Source organism: Pseudonocardia cypriaca (assembly GCF_006717045.1).
GTDB classification, from domain to species: Bacteria; Actinomycetota; Actinomycetes; order Mycobacteriales; family Pseudonocardiaceae; genus Pseudonocardia; species Pseudonocardia cypriaca.
On record NZ_VFPH01000002.1, the window covers coordinates 2,692,743 to 2,709,985 of the forward strand.

Consider the following 17,243-nt stretch of genomic DNA (forward strand, 5'->3'; position numbering starts at 1 on the left):
TCTTCTCACCGGAGAGCGAAGCCCGCTTGTGCGAGCAGATTCTCGGGGACGCCCGACACGGCCTGGTCGTTCCGGGATCCGACTAGCGCGCCCACTCCGCCAGCACGTCCTGGGCGTCCCCGACGACGCGGGCGTGGAAGGCGGGGTCGACGGGGCCGTCCGGGTGCAGGTCGACGTTCACGCAGAACGCCCCGGCCGCCCGGGCGGTGGGCGCCAGCCATGACGCGGGCGCCACCCGACCGGACGTGCCGATCGCGAGGAAGAGGTCGCACGCCGAGACCAGCCGCCGGGCCGCGCCGAGCGCCTCCGGGTCGAGCATCTCGCCGAACAGGACGACGGCCGGGCGGGCCGGCTCGGTGCACCGCGCGCACTGCGGAGGAGCGGCGCGCAACGCTTCGTCGGCGGGCCCCGCCCAGCCGCAGAACGCCTCGTCGAGGCAGCGGGCCCGGCCCGCAGAGCCGTGCAGTTCGACGACGTCGACCGAGCCCGCGGCCTGGTGCAGGCCATCGACGTTCTGGGTGATCACCGACGCCCCGGCCGCCGCGAGCGCCCGATGCGCCTGCGTCGGCCCGGCGGCCGCCGCCGTCTTCCACATCCCGCCCCACACGTCCCACAGCGCGTCGACGTTCCCGGGCAGCAGGTGGGCGTGCATGGCCCGCTCGACCTCGGGCGAGAGCGTCCAGAGCCCGTCCGGCCCCCGGAACGTCCCGAGCCCGGCCGCCACGCTGATCCCCGCGCCGGTGAGGGCGCAGACCCGCGCGAACCGCTCCCGCGGTGCGACCTCGACGAGACTGCTGACGTCCAAGACTGCTCCCTCCGACCCGCCGATCCTCACATCTGGACGGGCTCGCCGCCCGGGCCGGGCGGCGAGCCCGGTCACGGCTAGGATCGAGCCCGCAAGCCCTCGTAGCTCAGGGGATAGAGCACCGCTCTCCTAAAGCGGGTGTCGCAGGTTCGAATCCTGCCGGGGGCACCACATCTCTTGTTGAGCTCGGGTTGCCCGTCGGGGTCGCCGTGCTCGCTCGTACGACGGCGGACCGGCGTGTGCCCACCGCAGCCCCGGGTCGGTGCCCGCGCTCGGGGGAACTCAGACCCGCGGTCGGGCCGGCGACGGCTCGTCGGCGAGGAGGTCGTGCAGCGTGAGCTGTTCGAGCTCGGCAGTGATCGCGCCGGCCACCCGGCTGTCGAGAGCCACGAGCGCGGCCTGCACCCTGCGCCCCACCGCACAGGCCGGATCCGGGCCGTGCAGGCCCAGCACCGCATGTCCGTCCTGCATCAGCTGCCAGACCCGCGACAGCGGGAGGTTGCGGGCGTCGATGGTCAGTTCCCAGCCCCCGTGAGGGCCGGGACGTGATCGCACCAGGCCCGCATCGCGCAACGGACCCAGGACGCGGCGCACGTAGACGGGGTTGACGTTCGTGCTGGCCGACAGCTCGTCGGAACTGACCGCTCGCTCCTCGACACCTGCGAGATAGGTCAGCACGTGCACGGCGACGGCGAATCGGGTGTTGGTCGGACCGGGCACAGCACCCATCTTGCCAGACCGCAATCGATCCGGCTACGTTTAATTCGTAGCCATGTTGACTACAGATTGGACGGACATGACCATCGCCATCACCGGGGCGTCGGGTTCCCTCGGCCGGGCCACGGCGGAGCTGGTGCTCAAGACCGTCGATCCCCGCGGCGTCGTCCTGACGACCCGACGGCCCGAGAACCTCGCCGATCTGGCCGGAGCCGGGGCCGAGGTGCGTCACGCGGACTTCAGCGACCCGGCATCGCTCACGGAGGCGTTCTCGGGGGTGGAGCGGCTCCTACTCATCTCCACCGACGCGGTGGGGGCACGGGTCGACCAGCACCGCGCCGCCATCGCCGCGGCGACCGCCGCCGGAGTCGGGCACATCGTGTACACCTCGGTCCCGGAGCCGGTTCCCGGCAACCCTGCGATCGTGGTGCCCGACCACGCCGCCACCGAGGCCGCGCTGCGGGCGTCCTCGGCGACCTGGACGTTCCTGCGCAACAACCTCTACTCCGAGCTCCAGATCGCCGGGGTGCAGGCGGCGCTCGCGTCAGGAACGTTGCCGAGCAACACCGGTACGGGCGGGGCCGCCTACGTGAGCCGGGAGGACTGCGCCGCGGTCGCGGCGGCCATGCTGACCCAGGACGGACACGCCGGACGGATCTACGACGTCACCGGTCCGGTCGCCGTCCGGTCAGCCGACCTCGCGGCGCTCGCCGGCGCGCTCGGTGGCCGGGATGTCGAGCTGGTCGATATGGACGACGCCGGGTTCGCGGCGCAGTTGCGCGGACTCGGCCTGCCCGACGGCGCCGTCGAGCTCGTGGTGTCGTTCGGCGCGGCGACCCGCGATGGCTTCCTGTCCACGGCCACGAACATCGTGGAGGAGCTGACGGGGCACCACCCGATCCCCACCGCCGACGTCGTCCGTCGGGCCCTCGGGCGATGAGCCACCGGACCCCGGCGCTCGGCGCCACCGCGGCACCCGTCGAACGGGAACGACCATGACCCGGTCCACACCCGTCGACGAGCCGGTCCCCGACACTCCGGCGAGGGCGACGGTCGTCCTGGTCCTACTCGCCGGGCTGGTCGCGCTGGGGCCGCTGTCCACCGACGCCTACGTCCCGGGCCTGCCGATGCTGGCCGCCGATCTCGGCGCAACCGCGTCGCTCGCCCAGCTCACCGTGACCACGTGCCTGATCGGGCTCGCGGTCGGCCAGCTCGTCGCCGGCCCGCTCAGCGACGTGCTGGGCCGGCGACGGCCCGTCCTGGTCGGCCTCGTCGTCTACACGGCCGCGGGGGTGGCCGCCGCGGCCGCCCCCACCATCGGCACGCTCATCGCCCTGCGCGCCGTGCAGGGTCTCGGTGGATCGTTCTGCCTGGTCATCGCCTACGCGTGCGTCCGCGACCGGTTCAGCGGAGCGGCCGCGGCCCGCTACTTCTCGCTGCTGCTGCTCGTCACGGGCCTCGCGCCGATCCTCGCCCCGCTCGCAGGCGCGCAGATCATCGGGCTGGCCGGCTGGGAGGCGGTCTTCGTCGCGCTGGCCGCGTTCAGCGGTCTGCTGCTCGTCGCCTGCGCGGTGGCGCTGCCGGAGACCCTCCCGGCGCAGCGCCGCCGGTCCGGAGGGCTCTCCGCCGCCGGCGCGTCCTACCTGCGAGTGCTGTCCGACCGGGCGACGGTCGGCTACACGGCGGTCAACGCCGTCGTCTTCGCCGCGATGTTCGCCTACATCTCGGGGTCGCCGTTCGTGCTGCAGGACGGCTACGGGCTCAGCCCCCAGCAGTACGGCCTCGTCTTCGCCGTCAACGCGTTGGGCCTCGTCGCCGCCGCCCAGCTCAGCGGGCGACTGGTCGGCAGGCTCGGTGCCCGGAAACTGCTCACCGGGGGCGCCGTCGGGGCCTCGGCGGCCGGTCTCGCGTCGATCCCCGTCGTGGTCGCCCAGCTCGGGCTGTGGCCACTGCTCGCCTGCTTCTTCGTGCTGGTCACCTGCGTCGGGTTCGTCCTGCCCAACGCCGCGGCGCTGACGCTCGAGGACCACGGCACGAACGCAGGAGCCGCCGCCGCGGTGCTCGGATCGACCCAGTTCCTCGTCGGCGGCCTGGCCGCACCACTGGCGGGCACGGGAAGCGCCGCCCTGGCGACCGCGGCTGTTGTCGGCGGTGCCGGACTCGTGACCCTGCTGCTCCTCGCCTGGCTCCGCGTGATCTCGATGAAGGTGACGCGGTGATTGCTCGGACGGTTGCTCAGCCGGTCGGTGTGGCTGCGGGCTCTCACAGCGCGGTGCGCACGCGGAGGACCGCGAACGCCGCGAGCGCCGAGAACACCGCGCCGACGACGAATAGCGCGCTGTAGTTCTGCCCGCTGCCGCCGATGGTCAGGAAGATCGGCGCGATGGCCGGGGCCAGGGTGTGCGGCAGCGCGTGGAGACGTTGACCAGGCTGCGCCGGGTCGTCGGCGACGCGTGCGCGCACCTCGCCGGATGACCGCCACATCCCCGCGCGCCGGGTGAGATCGGCCGCTAGCTCGGACCCGGTCCGGGCTCGTCGATCGGGCTGAAGATCAGCTGCATGCGGCCACCGCCGTACACGCGCTCGACGTGCATCCCGTACACCGCGCGCACCGCCTCGACGGTGAGGACCTGCTCCGGCGACCCGGCGCCGACGACCCGGCCCCGGTCGAGCAGGACGAGTGCGTCGCAGTAGCGGGCGGCGAGGTTGAGGTCGTGCAGGACGACCACCGTCGTGACCGGCAGCCGGCCGACCAGGCGCAGGATCTCGTGCTGGTAGCGGATGTCGAGGTGGTTGGTCGGTTCGTCGAGGAGCAGGTGCTCGGCCTGCTGGGCCAGCGTCCGCGCGACCAGGACCCGCTGCCGCTCCCCGCCGGACAGCGTGGCGTACCGGCGGTCCGCCAGGTGCCGGGCGCCCACGCGGCTCAGGGCGGCGGCCACCGCGCGGTGGTCCTCGCGGGTGAACGGGGCGAAGGCCCGGCGATGCGGGGAACGGCCCAGCAGCACCATGTCCGCGACGGTGATCGGCAGATCCGACGGTGTCTCCTGGGCGACCACCGCCAGCCGTCGGGCGAGGTCCGCTCCGCTCAGCGTCGCGACCGGGTCGTCGTCGACGGTGACCAGACCGGCACGCGGGCGCAGGGCCGCGTACAGGGTCCGCAGGAACGTGGTCTTCCCGCTGCCGTTCGGCCCGATCAGCCCGACCACCTCGCCCGGCCCGGCGCGCAGCCCGACGCCGTCGATCACCAGTTTGCCATCATAGGCGAAGGAGACATCGGTTGCGGTGATCATCTTCGAGGTGCCCGTCGGGTAGTGGGGTCAGCGGGTCGGGTCGAGCCGGCGGACCAGCAGGAACAGCAGCGGCGCCCCGGCCAGCGCGGTGACGATGCCCAGCGGCAGTTCCTGCGGGACCATGGCGATCCGCGCGAGCACGTCGGCCCAGACGAGGAAGATCGCGGCCAGCAGAGCGGCCACGGGAAGCAGCCGACGGTGGGCGGTGCCGACGCACAGCCGGGCGACGTGCGGGATGATCAGGCCCACGAACCCGATCCCGCCGGACGCCGCCACGAGGGCTCCGACGCATAGCGCGACCACGATCATGGAGCGGGCGCGCAGCCGGGTCGGGGAGATCCCCAGCGACTGCGCGGTGTTGTCGCCGATCGACAGGGCGTCCAGGTGGCGGGCCCAGGCCATCAGCAGGACCAGGGAGCCCGCCACGACCGCCGTGGTGACCAGCGCGGACCCGCCGCTGGCCAGCGTCAGCGAGCCGAGGATCCAGAACAGGACGGCGCGGCCTGCGTCCGGATCGTCCGATGCGAAGATCAGGAACGACGTCATCGCGTGAAGCACGTAGCCGATCGAGACACCGGCGAGGACCAGCCTGGTCGAGGTCATCTGGCCACCGACGCGGGCGAGTAGGAACACCCCCGCCCCCGCCAGCAGTGCACCGACGAACGCGCTGGCGGCCAGTGAGCTCGTTCCGATCCCCGCGCCGAGCCCGAAGAGGATCGACGCGGCCGCCAGCGTCGAGGCCCCGGAGGTCACCCCCAGCAGGTAGGGCTCGGCCAGCATGTTGCGGGTCATGGCCTGCAGCACGACCCCGGCGACCGCCAGGCCGGCTCCCACGACGGCACCCAGCAGCACGCGTGGCACGCGCAGCAGCCAGACGATGGCGTCCTGGGCCGGGGTCCAGGTGACCTCCTGCGGAATGCCGATCAGCGGGCGGCTCACGATCTGCGCCACCGTGTCCGGCCCGATGCCCACCGGCCCGATACCCACCGCAGCGGGCAACGAGACCAGCAGCACGAGCGTCAGCCCCCCGACCCAGATCCGGGTGTGCCACCGCCGCCGGTCGTGGTCGAGGTCGTCGACCTCGCGGGGATCCGCCCCGGGCGGTACCACATCCGGCTCCACGGCGACGGAGTCCGGGTGGCGGCGGAACTCCTCGGTGGCGCTCATCGGAGCGTCAGCGCGGCACCCAGCGCGAGCAGGGTGAGCAGGCCGAAGACGGTGGCGGCGGCGAGGTAGCCCCCTGCGGCCAGCGCCGCGCCACCGACCGCCGCGCCGAGGAACAGGGCCAGGCTCATGCCGGAGGAGTTGAGGCTGAGGGCCGTCCCCCGCACCGCGCCGCACCGGCGCACCAGCAGGGTCACCACCGCCGCGGCGATCACGGCGTGGCTCGCCGACAGCGCCGCGGTGGCGAGCAGCGTCATCCACAGCGCAGGCGCCAGGTACACCGCGAATAGTGCGACCAGCGCCGTCAGCAGGCTGATGCGCATCGCGCGGTGCGCCCGCTCGTCGGAATCCGTGGTGTTCACCAGCCGGCCGGCGACGAGGTGGCCGAGGAAGAACGACCCCCCGCTGAGGGTCCACACGAATGCGAACGCTCCGGGCGCCAGGCCGAACTCGTCGGTGTAGAACGGGGCCAGGAACGCCAGGTGCCCCATGAAGGCCCCCGTTCGCCCGAACGCCACCAGCAGCAGCGGGCGCGCACCGGGCACTGCGGCCAGCATGCGGAAGGCCACGAAGTAGCCGGGGCGCTTCTCGCCGGTGACGTGGGCCTCGCGGCCGTAGCGGAGCAGAACCGGCGTCAGCAGCAACGCCATCACCGCGATCGCGATCAGGTCTCCCTGCCAGCCCCACCACAGCGCGGGGAACGCGATCAGCGGCGCGGCCAGCGTCGCGGCCAGCGTCTGGGTCGTCATCACCAGCGTCGCGGCTCGGCCGGCGGCCGGGCCGGTCCCGAACCGATCCGCGGCCGCCGTGGACAGGGCCGGGTAGAGCGCCGAGTTCGCCACGCCGATCAGGAGGCAGAACGCGGCCAGGGTGGGGATCCAGGCCAGCGTTCCGACGAAGGAAGCCGCGGCGATCAGCACCAGCGCCCCGGCCGCCACCCGGCCCGGCGCGATCCGGCCGATCAGCGGCGCCACCGCGATGCCCACCAGCACGGCGCCGACGCCGCCCAGACCGCGCAGCGCGCCAACGGCCGCGTCACCCTCGCCGACGGCGTCGGCGATCGACACCAGGAAGGTGCTGAACACCGTGAACGGCAGGAGGCCGACCACGGATGCGAGCAGCGCCGGCCAGATCGCCCCTGCGATCCGCCGGTCGCTGGGCAGCGGCTCGGCCGGCGCCCCGGTCCTCGTCGTCGGGGTCGTGTTCTCGGTGGTGCGGACGACGTGGTCGCGCTGCGTACCCTCGCCCGGTTCCCGATGGTCGTCGCTCACGGGGCTCCCGCAATCTCCGCGCGGATCATGCTCAGGTCGTCCTCGAAGTCCTGCACCAGGAAGGCGTCGGAGAACCGCTCGCCTGCGCGCGCCCGGGCCGCGGCCGTGAGCGTCTTCTCGTAGCTGGTCAGGAGCTTGTCGATCGTCGGGCACGGCGATCCCAGGTGGCGCGCCACGCCTTGGATGATCTTCGTGCGGTAGTGGTCCTCCTTCGGCATCCTCGGGACGTCCCACCGCCCCGCGCTGTCGACGAAGATCGGCCGGATGGGGATCGCCGAGAAGTCGAAGTACCGCCCGTTCTCATCCGGCTCGGAGAACGGGTCGACCAGCAGCGAGGCGTACCGCACGTACACCAGGTACTCCTGGTGGATCACGGGTAGCTGTTCGAACCGGTCGATGTCCTCCGGGGGCACGCTCTCCGGCCGCACGGGATAGCTGTCCTCGACCATGAACCGGAGCAGGTTGACCCCCGTGCCCCCCATCTTCGCGACGAGGGCGGTCAGCTCCTTCCACAGCGCCACCATGTCGCGGATCAACGACGGCGTGATCGGACCCTCGGGGAACAGCTTGTAGACGTACCTGGTGGGCTCGGGCTCGAGGAACACCGCGTTCAACGACAGTTCGTTCATGAACAGCAGCGGGTGGACGTACAACGAGATGTTCCTGCTCTCCGCCTCGACCGGGCGGTCCATGACGCCCACCGCGATGCCGAGCCGCTCGTGCAGCCCGCAGAGCCCGTCGACGTTCCCCGATCCGCCGTGACTCGAAGCCAGGTACAACCTCCTCTTGACCCCGGCGGTCAACACGTGGGGTGACGGGGAACCGTCTGACCAGCGGGTGTCGCCCAGATAGCTGGAGAAGCTGACCACCTCGGCGTTCGCCCCCTGCCGTCGCAGGTAGTTCCGCACGAGGCTGTTCGAGCCGAAGGTGGGCGAGACCAGGACGACGCATCCGAGCTGCTGCAGGACGCGGCGGTCCAGCCGGTCCAGGACCGCGACGTACGCGTCGGCGGTGACCGTCAGGACGAGGGTGCACCATTCCCCGGTGACGCTCTCGTAGCACCGGAAGACCTCGTCGACCCCGCATTCCCCGGCCAGCTCGCGGTGCGTGCTGTTCTGGACGTCCACGCGGAGCGCACCGGCGCTCTCCGCCAGCGCCGCGAAGAACTCCTCAGAACGCTGGGACTCCCTCCCCGCGATGCCGACCGCGCACCCCAGACGGTTCTTCACGAGGACGGCCAACTGCACGGACGTCGGTCCGGTTCCGGCGATCAGGACTCGCCCGAAATCGTTCATCTGCCACCTTGTCGATAAGCCTGGAGAACGTTCACGCCTTCACGTACAGCGCGATGTCGAACACCTGCTCCGGGCGGCGGATCGTGTCGACCAGCCGCCACTTCCGCTGATCGACCTGCCGCATCGGGAAGTTGAAGAGCGACTTCAGCCGATCGCCGAACCTCATCGCCACGACAACCTCGTCGCGGGTCAGGGCGTGCAGCAGATCCAGCAGGTCGTACTTCGCCTCGACGGTCGAGCTGAAGATGACGTGGGTCGCCTCGCCCGTGAACGGGAGTGCCTCCACGGGGACGTGCTCCAGCGTGATGTCGAAGCCGCCCCCCAGCCGCTGCACGACCCGCCGTCCGAGCTCGACGGCCTCGACGTCGATGTCGACACCGACCACGCAGGCCCCGATGCGCTCTGCGAGGTGGAGCGGCGTCATCGGGAACGCCCCGGAGCCGACGAGCAGCACCTTGGACGCCGAGGTGAGCTCGAACGCACCGAACTCCTGCTCGATGCAGGACTCCACGTTGTCGAAGTAGCCGGCCGACCGGGCGCGACCGTCCAGCAGGTCGAGCGCCCGGTACTTCTCCATGATCGAGGCGCAACGTGCGGACTGCGTACGCAGACCGGCCACCAGGTCGGCGATGTCCGCCGGCTGCTCTCGTTCGAGAGCGGCGAACGGACCCTGGTTGTGCTCGTCGGTCACGAAGGCCGAGTACTCGCCCATGAGCTGCTCGAGCTCCGCGGCGCGGCGGGTCGATCCGTCGTAGCCCTGCGCCAGCGCGGTGAACCGCTGCCGGTAGTCGCTCAACGCCAGTAGCAGGTCAGGCATGGACGTACGCCTTCCCCTCGGCCACGATGCGGACCGATCCGGCGACCCTGAGCTCGGCCAACCTGCCGTGCTCGTAGTTCGCCGTCACGCGCATCGTCCCGCCGGGCTGGGTCACGTCCGTCGCGATCGGACCCCGCTGCTTCAGCGCCAGGTACGCCCCGAGCGACCCCGTACCGGAACCGCAGCTCCGCTCCCACACCATGCAGTCGAGGGACGGGATGTGGACGAGCGGAGTCAGCCTCTTGCGGCGCGGCTCGTACACCATGACCCCGATCAGCGGAACGCTCCAGGACTCCCCCAGCCGCAGCGCCGTCGCCTGCGCCCGGTCCCTGGTCTCCTGGTCGACCCGATCGGCCTCGATGACGACGTGCAGCGCGTCCTCGTACAGGACGAGCGCCGACCCGGCGCCGGCCGTCCACGGCTGGACCCGTCGCGGGAGCGGCACCGCGATCTCGCAGAAGTAGTCCGGATACCGGCGCTCGACCCGGCACCTGACGACGTCCTCCGCCCCCGACGACTCGAGCACGAGATCCGTCGGGCCGGTGACGCCCAGGCCGTCCTCGGACGCGCTCACGGCGGCGAGTGCCATGCAGGCGTTGCCGCAGAACTCGCCTGCGGCCATGTGCAGGCCTGCATCGGCCCCGGGTGACGTCGGCTTCCGGACGAACCCGACCTGCTCGGCGTGCACGTGCCCGGCCGACATGATCGCCGTCGCGATGCCCCCGTACTCCTCGACCGGATGCTCCGACCTGACCAGCAGCGTCATGTTCTGCGTCGGGCTCACCTTGACGAAGTCGATCTCCCTGGTGGCCACCGACCTTCCCCCGGTCACGCACCGACGATCTGGTCGGCCAGCAGCTCGAGCCCGTCCACGGCGAGCGGGCTCGCCGAGGTGTAGTAGTAGTTCAGCGGCACCACCGCCCGGTCGTCCGCAACGGCCTGCAGACCGGCCAGCTCCGGCCGACCACGCAGCTCCGCCACGACGTCGCTGTCGGTCTCCAGTGCCGACGACCCCGTCGGGACGAACATCGCGAAGACCAGATCCGGAGCCGAGTCGACGATCTCCTCCGCGTTCGGCTCGAAGTAGCGCTTCGGCACATCGGCGAACACGTTGTCCAGTCCCAGCACCCTCATCTGCTCCGAGACCAGCGCCTGACCGCCGTAGGCACCGAGCGGGCCGTCCGCGCTCATGTACAGCGGGATCGCGCTCTGCCCGGACCGGGCCGCCGTCCGCTCCTCGACCGCCGCGACCCGCTCTCGCAGACCCTCGATCGCCTTCGCCGCGACCTGCTCGGTGCCGAAGAGCCGTCCGTAGGCCTCGATGTCGCGGTAGATCAGCTCGAAACCGGACCGCCCCTCCACCGAGGCGGGGTTGACGGCCGCGCAGTAGCCGCTCACCGTCAACAGCTGCACCCCGGCCTGGGCGAGCCGGTCCGCCAGCGCGTTGATGTCGGTGGCCGACGAGATGTCCGTTCCGATCGCGACGTCCGCCCCGGAGCCGATGATCGTCTCGAACGACACGTCGTGCGAGTCCTCCAGGACCCGCTGCGCCCGCTCCACCACGGGACGCACCTCGGCACCGAAGGGCGCCGCCAGGGTCCCGGCGTAGTGCGTCACCGCAGCACCCGCTCCCGCCGCGGCCAACAGTCCCGGCGCCTCCGACCCGATCGCGAGGACTCGCTCCGGCGGCGAGTCGAAGACGACCTCCCGCCCGCAGCTGTCCACCACGATCGAACCCGTGCCGCCCTGCGTGCCGGCCCCGCACCCGGCGACCAGCACCACTCCCACCACAACAGCGACACCGGACCGGAAACGCCCCATCAGACCAGCTCTCCACTCTCGTCCACGCGTTCGAACCCCCCGAGCCCGTACCGAAGGAACGTCTCGTTCCGCCCCGCACCGATACGGGCGCTTCACACCGGCCTGCCCGCCGAGCAACACCGGTCGCCCCGGCGCGGAATGGCGACAGCCAGGCCGACCGCGTGCCGACGCCCGTGGAAAGCCCTCGCTACGTCGCCACCCTCGCGTTGAAACCTTCCACGAACGTAGGTGGAACGATATTCATTGTCAATACGCTGCCCACTGGGCGGCGGGGCGGGGATCGGATAACCTCAGTGAGGTGACTGACTTGGCCCAGGGCGGCGGATCCGCGTCGGCCACCCGGCCCGGCAAGCGAGAGCGGCTGGTGAGCGCCGCCCGCGAGCTGGTGTACTTCAAGGGCATCGCCGGCACGAGCCTGGCCGACATCGCGAACGCCGCGGACGTGCCGGTGGGCAACGTCTACTACTACTTCAAGACGAAGAACGAGATCGTCGGTGCGGTCGTGCGCACGTACGAAGATCAGCTGCAGACGCTGGTCTCCGAGGTCGAGCGCCGGCACCAGAGCCCCGAGGCACGGCTCGAGGCGTTCGTCGCCGTGCTGGTCGAGCACGCTGTCGCAGCGACCGAGCGGTACGGCACGCAGTACGGCTGCCCGTACGGGACGCTCTCCTCCGAGCTGGCCATGCGCGCCGAAGGCCCGGACCCGCTGGCCGCCACCCTCATGCGGATCCAGCTCGACTGGACCGAGCAGCAGTTCCGCGCCATGGGACGAGCAGACGCGCGTGACCTCGCGATCGAGCTGCTGGCCGCCTACCAGGGCGCCGCCGTGCTCACCAGCACCCTCGGCGACGCCGAGCTCCTGACTCGTAGAGGCCAACGCCTGCAGCAGTGGATCGACGAGCTGGCGGTCGGCCGACCGGCGCGTTGACCCGGCGGCCGACCCCTACCGGCAGCTACCGGCTCGCGAGACCGGCGGCGAACCGCTCGATGTGAGCGGCGATCTCGGCGGTGTGGTCCTCGAGTGCGAAGTGGCCTGCGTCGAGGATGTTGAGGTCGACGTCGGGGAGGTCGCGGGCGTACGGGTACGCGCCGGACTCCGGGAAGATCTCGTCGTTGCGGCCCCAGACGACCAGCGTGGGCGGCCGGTGGGTGCGGAAGTACTCGTGCCATTCCGGGTAGCGATCGGGGTTGGTGCGGTAGTCGACGAGCAGGTCCAGCATGGCCTCCCGGTTGCCGGGGCGGTCCAGCAGCGCGCGCTGCAGCACCCAGCTGTCGGGGCTGACCCTCGACGGGTCGGTGCCGTGCGTGTAGTTCCACGCGAGGGCCTCGTCGGACATGGCCGCATCGGCGAGCACGGCCCGGTGCTCCGGCGACGGGTCGGCCCAGACCTGGCGCGGGACCTTCCAGAAGTCGTCCGGCAATCCCTCCTCGTAGGCATTGGCGTTCTGCACGACGAGGAACGAGACCCGCTCGGGATGCCGCACCGCGAGCCGGAAGCCGACCGGTCCGCCGAAGTCCTGGAGGTACAAGGCGTAGCGGTCGAGGCCGAGCTGCTCGGTGAACCGCTCGACGACGTCGGTGAGGTGCTCGAACGTGTACGCGAACTCGGTGTTCGACGGTGCGGCGCTGTGGCCGAAGCCGGGGTAGTCGGGCGCGATGACGTGGAACCGGGCGGCCAGCAGCGGGATCAGGTCCCGGTACTGGAACGACGACGCGGGGAACCCGTGCAGCAGCAGGATCACCGGGTCGGCCGGGTCCCCCGCCTCCCGGTAGAAGATCGACAGCCCGTCGATGTCGGCGGTGCGGTAGTGGATCGTCATCGGGTTGCTCCTTCGTGTCGGGTGAGCGCCCAGAACAGCAAGGCGGTGCAGGTCACGGCGGCGCCGAGGACGCAGACGCCGGTCCAGCCGGCCGAGGCGTAGACCACGGTGGACGTGATGGCGCCGGTGGCCGAGCCGATCGAGTAGAAGACCATGTAGGCGGCGGTGAGCCGGCTCTGCGCAGCGGGCCGGGCCCGCAGGGTCAGGCTCTGGTTGGCCACGTGCACGGCCTGGAGTCCGAAGTCGAACACGAGCACGCCGATGATCAGGCCCCACAGCGACCACGGGAGCAGCCCGATCACCGGCCAGGACGCCAGCATGAGCGCCAGCCCGATCCCGGTGGCGCGCTGCGCGTGACCGCGGTCGGCGAGCCGGCCGGCCCGGGCGGCGCCGAGGACACCGGCGATCCCGGACAGCCCGAACAGCCCGATCTCGGTGGTGGACAGGGAGAACGGCGGCGCGCTCAGCGGGAGCACCATCGGGGTCAGCAGCACCGTGAACGCCGTGAAGCCGAGCAGTGCCAGAACCGCGCGGATCCGCAGCACGCGGACCTCGACGAACAACCGGAACACCGACCCGATCAGTCGCGCGTACGAGACCCGCTGCCGCCCGCCGGTGTGCCGGGGCAGGGCTCGGACCAACAACGTGGTGATCACGAGCGTCGCGGCCGCCGAGGTCAGGTACACCGAGCGCCACCCGGCGAGATCGGCCATCGCCCCCGCCACGGTCCGGGCGAGCAGGATGCCGAGCACGATCCCGCTGGTGACGATCCCGACGATCCGGCCCCGTTGCGCGGGGTTCGCCGCGCTCGCCGCGTACGCGATCAGCACCTGCGCCAGCACGGCGAGCGCCCCGACCACCGCCAGGGCGGCCAGCAGCGCCGGGCCGGTCGGGGCGAACGCGACGGCGACCAGCGCGAGCGCCGAGAGCAGCGCCTGCGCGCGGACCAGCCGGCGGCGGTCGAGCAGATCGCCCAGTGGCACCAGGAGCAGCAGCCCGAGCCCGTACCCCACCTGCGTGACGGTCGTGACGATGCCGATCGTCGCGCGGCTCATCCCGAGGTCCCCGGCCATGTCGGCGAGCAGCGGCGGCGCGAAGTACAGGGCGGCCACGGCATTGCCGGCGGCCGCTGCGATCAGCAACGCCGTGCCCCGGGGGAGCACGGGCGCCGCGATGGCCACCTGCCTGCCGTCCACACGCCCTCCAAACGGTTTCAAGTTGCTACCATCGCACCGTAACAGGAGCTGGTTTCAACATGCAACCGTCAGAGAGGAGGCCTCGTGGTCAAGAGACGGAGTCACATGGACATGAGCTGCCCCGTCGCGCGGCCGCTCGACGTGATCGGCGACAGCTGGTCACTGCTGATCATCCGCGACGCCTTCGACGGCCTGCGCCGGTTCGGCCAGTTCCAGAAGAGCCTCGGCCTGGCGAAGAACATCCTGTCCGCTCGCCTGTCCAGCCTGGTCGCGCACGGCATCCTGCACACCGTCCCGGCAGGTGACGGGAGCCAGCACCACGAGTACGCACTGACCGAGAAGGGCCGCGCCCTGTTCCCGGTCATCGTCGCGCTGCGGCAGTGGGGCGACGAGTACTTCTTCCAGGCCGACGAGGATCGGTTCCGCCTCGTCGACCGGGAGCACCGCGAGCCGGTGGCGAAGGTGGAGATCCGCGCCGCCGACGGCCGCCTGCTCACCCCGGAGGAAACGGTCATCGAGATGTACCGGTGATCACGTCGGGGCTTCGGGGAGTTCAGGAAAGCCACGTTCAGGGCCTTGAAGGCCTGGAACGTGGCTTTCCTGAACTTCTGGGAAGGGCGGTACGGCGCAGAGGATCGCGGTCAGGCGCCGACGTACGCCGCGAGGTGCTCCCCGGTGAGGGTGGATCGGGCCGCGACGAGATCGGACGGCGTGCCCTCGAACACGACGCGGCCACCGTCGTGCCCCGCGCCGGGGCCGAGGTCGATGATCCAGTCCGCGTGGGCCATGACCGCCTGGTGGTGCTCGATGACGATCACCGACTTGCCGGACTCGACGAGCCGGTCGAGCAGGCCGAGCAGCTGCTCGACGTCGGCGAGGTGCAGGCCGCTGGTCGGCTCGTCGAGGACGTAGACGCCGCCCTTCTCGGCCATGTGGACCGCGAGCTTGAGCCGCTGCCGCTCGCCGCCGGACAGGGTGGTGAGCGGCTGGCCGAGGGTGAGGTAGCCGAGCCCGACGTCGGCGAGCCGGGCGAGGACCGCGTGTGCAGCGGGGGTACGGGCCTCTCCTGCGCCGAAGAACGCCTCGGCCTCGGTCACCGACATCCCGAGCACCTCGGTGATGTCGCGACCGCCGAGCCGGTACTCCAGCACGGCCGCCTGGAACCGCTTCCCCTCGCACTCCTCGCAGGTGGTGGCGACGGTGTCCATGAACCCGAGCTCGGTGTAGACGACGCCCGCACCGTTGCAGGCGGGGCACGCCCCTTCCGAGTTGGCGCTGAACAGCGCGGGCTTCACGCCGTTGGCCTTCGCGAACGCCTTGCGGATCGGATCCAGCAGGCCGGTGTACGTCGCGGGGTTGCTCCGGCGCGAGCCGCGGATCGAGCCCTGGTCGATCGACACCACGCCGTCGCGGCGGGCCACCGAGCCGTGGATCAGCGAGCTCTTGCCCGACCCGGCCACGCCGGTGACCACCACCAGCACGCCGAGGGGGATGTCGACGTCGATGCCCTGCAGGTTGTGGGTGCTCGCCCCGCGCACCTCCAGCGCACCCGACGGCGTCCGCACCGACGGCTTGAGACGAGCCCGGTCGTCCAGGTGCCGGCCGGTGATCGTGTCGCTCGCCCGCAGCCCGTCGACGGTGCCCTCGAAGCAGACGGTGCCGCCCGCCGTGCCGGCGCCGGGGCCGAGGTCGACGACGTGGTCGGCGATGGCCATCACCTCCGGCTTGTGCTCGACGACGAGCACCGTGTTGCCCTTGTCGCGCAGCTGCAGCAGGAGGTCGTTCATGCGCTTGATGTCGTGCGGGTGCAGCCCGATCGTGGGCTCGTCGAAGACGTACGTGACGTCCGTGAGCGAGGAGCCGAGGTGGCGGATCATCTTGACCCGCTGCGCCTCACCGCCGGACAGCGTGCCGGACGGCCGCTCGAGCGAGAGGTAGCCCAACCCGATCTCGACGAACGAGTCGAGCGTGTCCCCGAGCGCGGTGAGCAGCGGCGCCACCGATGGCTCGTCCAGCCCACGCACCCAGGTGGCGAGGTCGCGGATCTCCATCGCGCAGGCGTCGGCGATGCTGATCCCCTCGATCCTCGACGATCGCGCCGCCTCGTTGAGGCGGGTGCCGTCGCAGTCGGGGCAGGTGGTGAAGGTCGCGATCCGCTCGACGAATGCGCGGATGTGCGGCTGCAGCGAGTCGATGTCCTTCGACAGGTACGACTTCTGGATCTGCGGGACGACGCCCGAGTACGTCAGGTTGACCCCGTCGACCTTGATCTTCGTGGGTTCCTTGTACAGGAGGTCGTGGAGCTCCTTCTTCGTGAACTGGCGGACCGGCTTGTCCGGGTCGAAGAAGCCGCAGCCGCGGTAGATGCGTCCGTACCAGCCGTCCATGCTGTAGCCGGGGATCGTCAGCGCGCCCTGGTTGAGCGACTTGCTCCCGTCGTACAGCTGCGTCAGGTCGATGTCGGACACGCTGCCCATGCCTTCGCAGCGCGCGCACATACCGCCGTGGTAGACGGCGTTGCGCACCACCGTGCGCTCCCCCTTGCCCTTCTCCGTGAGCAGCGAACCGCTCGCCCTGCGGGTCGGGACGTTGAACGAGAACGCGATCGGGGGACCGACGTTGGGCCGGCCGAGCCTGCTGAACAGGATGCGCAGCATCGCGTTGGCGTCGGTGACGGTGCCGACCGTGGAGCGGGGGTTGGCGCCCATCCGCTCCTGGTCGACGATGATCGCGGTCGTGAGCCCGTCGAGGACGTCGACGTCCGGGCGCGCCAGCGTGGGCATGAAGCCCTGCACGAACGCGCTGTAGGTCTCGTTGATCAGCCGCTGCGACTCGGCCGCGATCGTGCCGAACACCAGGGAGCTCTTGCCCGACCCGGAGACGCCGGTGAACACCGTCAGCCTGCGCTTCGGGATCTCGACGCTCACGTCTTTCAGGTTGTTCACGCGCGCTCCGTGCACGCGGATCAGGTCGTGGCGGTCGGCGACGTGCTGCGCAGCCGACTGGGTGTCGGCTCTCGTGGCCGTGCTCATCGTCTCTCCAGTGGT

Annotated in this window: 17 protein-coding genes and 1 tRNA gene; 5 read left to right on the plus strand and 13 right to left on the minus strand. The window is 71.3% G+C overall.

Features of this window, described 5'->3' with window-relative positions:
- Window positions 1-82: 82 nt before the first annotated feature.
- On the minus strand, window positions 83-805 hold the full coding sequence (locus FB388_RS30485) for an SIR2 family NAD-dependent protein deacylase (protein ID WP_142105601.1): 723 nt from the start codon (window positions 803-805) through the stop codon (window positions 83-85).
- 95 nt (window positions 806-900) lie between these two features.
- Here FB388_RS30485 and FB388_RS30490 point away from each other — a divergent pair.
- Window positions 901-976 (plus strand) — tRNA-Arg (locus FB388_RS30490).
- Window positions 977-1,087: 111 nt separating this feature from the next.
- On the opposite strand, the gene FB388_RS30495 is transcribed toward FB388_RS30490, so the two are convergent.
- Entirely contained in the window at window positions 1,088-1,525 is a 438-nt protein-coding gene (locus FB388_RS30495) for an RrF2 family transcriptional regulator (protein ID WP_142105603.1), read from the minus strand.
- 76 nt (window positions 1,526-1,601) lie between these two features.
- Here FB388_RS30495 and FB388_RS30500 point away from each other — a divergent pair, with 76 nt between their 5' ends.
- Window positions 1,602-2,462 (plus strand): NAD(P)H-binding protein, encoded by an 861-nt coding sequence (locus FB388_RS30500; protein ID WP_142105605.1) that lies wholly within the window; start codon window positions 1,602-1,604, stop codon window positions 2,460-2,462.
- A 55-nt stretch (window positions 2,463-2,517) separates the two neighbouring features.
- Window positions 2,518-3,741, plus strand: coding sequence for a multidrug effflux MFS transporter (locus FB388_RS30505; RefSeq protein WP_142105607.1), 1,224 nt, complete (start codon window positions 2,518-2,520; stop codon window positions 3,739-3,741).
- A 43-nt stretch (window positions 3,742-3,784) separates the two neighbouring features.
- Here the strand turns inward: FB388_RS30505 and FB388_RS30510 are convergent, their stop codons facing one another.
- Genes FB388_RS30510 through FB388_RS30545 form a run of 8 tightly spaced genes read right to left on the minus strand, consistent with a single transcriptional unit; the run spans window position 3,785 to window position 11,180 of the window.
- On the minus strand, window positions 3,785-3,985 hold the full coding sequence (locus FB388_RS30510; protein ID WP_170225891.1) for a hypothetical protein: 201 nt from the start codon (window positions 3,983-3,985) through the stop codon (window positions 3,785-3,787).
- Between the two features lie 47 nt (window positions 3,986-4,032).
- Window positions 4,033-4,812, minus strand: coding sequence for an ABC transporter ATP-binding protein (locus FB388_RS30515; protein WP_142105611.1), 780 nt, complete (start codon window positions 4,810-4,812; stop codon window positions 4,033-4,035).
- 27 nt (window positions 4,813-4,839) lie between these two features.
- Window positions 4,840-5,979 (minus strand): FecCD family ABC transporter permease, encoded by a 1,140-nt coding sequence (locus FB388_RS30520; protein WP_142105613.1) that lies wholly within the window; start codon window positions 5,977-5,979, stop codon window positions 4,840-4,842.
- Window positions 5,976-7,247 (minus strand): MFS transporter, encoded by a 1,272-nt coding sequence (locus FB388_RS30525; RefSeq protein WP_246122522.1) that lies wholly within the window; start codon window positions 7,245-7,247, stop codon window positions 5,976-5,978. Before FB388_RS30525 ends, FB388_RS30520 begins: the two co-directional genes overlap by 4 nt.
- Complete coding sequence (locus FB388_RS30530) at window positions 7,244-8,542, minus strand: opine metallophore biosynthesis dehydrogenase (protein ID WP_142105615.1); 1,299 nt, start codon at window positions 8,540-8,542, stop codon at window positions 7,244-7,246. The genes FB388_RS30525 and FB388_RS30530 overlap by 4 nt, the downstream gene beginning before the upstream one ends.
- Before the next feature lie 31 nt (window positions 8,543-8,573).
- Complete coding sequence (locus tag FB388_RS30535; RefSeq protein WP_142105616.1) at window positions 8,574-9,359, minus strand: class I SAM-dependent methyltransferase; 786 nt, start codon at window positions 9,357-9,359, stop codon at window positions 8,574-8,576.
- Complete coding sequence (locus FB388_RS30540; protein WP_211362275.1) at window positions 9,352-10,191, minus strand: histidine racemase CntK family protein; 840 nt, start codon at window positions 10,189-10,191, stop codon at window positions 9,352-9,354. The genes FB388_RS30535 and FB388_RS30540 overlap by 8 nt, the downstream gene beginning before the upstream one ends.
- Window positions 10,188-11,180, minus strand: coding sequence for an ABC transporter substrate-binding protein (locus tag FB388_RS30545; protein ID WP_142105618.1), 993 nt, complete (start codon window positions 11,178-11,180; stop codon window positions 10,188-10,190). The genes FB388_RS30540 and FB388_RS30545 overlap by 4 nt, the downstream gene beginning before the upstream one ends.
- 298 nt (window positions 11,181-11,478) lie before the next feature.
- Here FB388_RS30545 and FB388_RS30550 point away from each other — a divergent pair, with 298 nt between their 5' ends.
- Complete coding sequence (locus FB388_RS30550) at window positions 11,479-12,108, plus strand: TetR/AcrR family transcriptional regulator (protein ID WP_211362276.1); 630 nt, start codon at window positions 11,479-11,481, stop codon at window positions 12,106-12,108.
- A gap of 25 nt (window positions 12,109-12,133) precedes the next feature.
- Here FB388_RS30550 and FB388_RS30555 read toward each other — a convergent pair whose 3' ends face one another.
- Entirely contained in the window at window positions 12,134-13,000 is an 867-nt protein-coding gene (locus tag FB388_RS30555; protein ID WP_142105620.1) for an alpha/beta fold hydrolase, read from the minus strand.
- On the minus strand, window positions 12,997-14,196 hold the full coding sequence (locus tag FB388_RS30560; RefSeq protein ID WP_246122523.1) for an MFS transporter: 1,200 nt from the start codon (window positions 14,194-14,196) through the stop codon (window positions 12,997-12,999). Before FB388_RS30560 ends, FB388_RS30555 begins: the two co-directional genes overlap by 4 nt.
- A gap of 111 nt (window positions 14,197-14,307) precedes the next feature.
- On the opposite strand from FB388_RS30560, the gene FB388_RS30565 reads away from it, so the two are divergent.
- Window positions 14,308-14,727 carry a winged helix-turn-helix transcriptional regulator gene (locus FB388_RS30565; RefSeq protein ID WP_246122524.1) on the plus strand — a complete coding sequence of 140 codons (420 nt, stop codon included), beginning with the start codon at window positions 14,308-14,310 and terminating at the stop codon, window positions 14,725-14,727.
- A 110-nt stretch (window positions 14,728-14,837) separates the two neighbouring features.
- On the opposite strand, the gene FB388_RS30570 is transcribed toward FB388_RS30565, so the two are convergent.
- Window positions 14,838-17,228, minus strand: a complete 2,391-nt coding sequence (locus FB388_RS30570; protein ID WP_142105624.1) for an ATP-binding cassette domain-containing protein — start codon at window positions 17,226-17,228, stop codon at window positions 14,838-14,840.
- Window positions 17,229-17,243 lie beyond the last annotated feature (15 nt).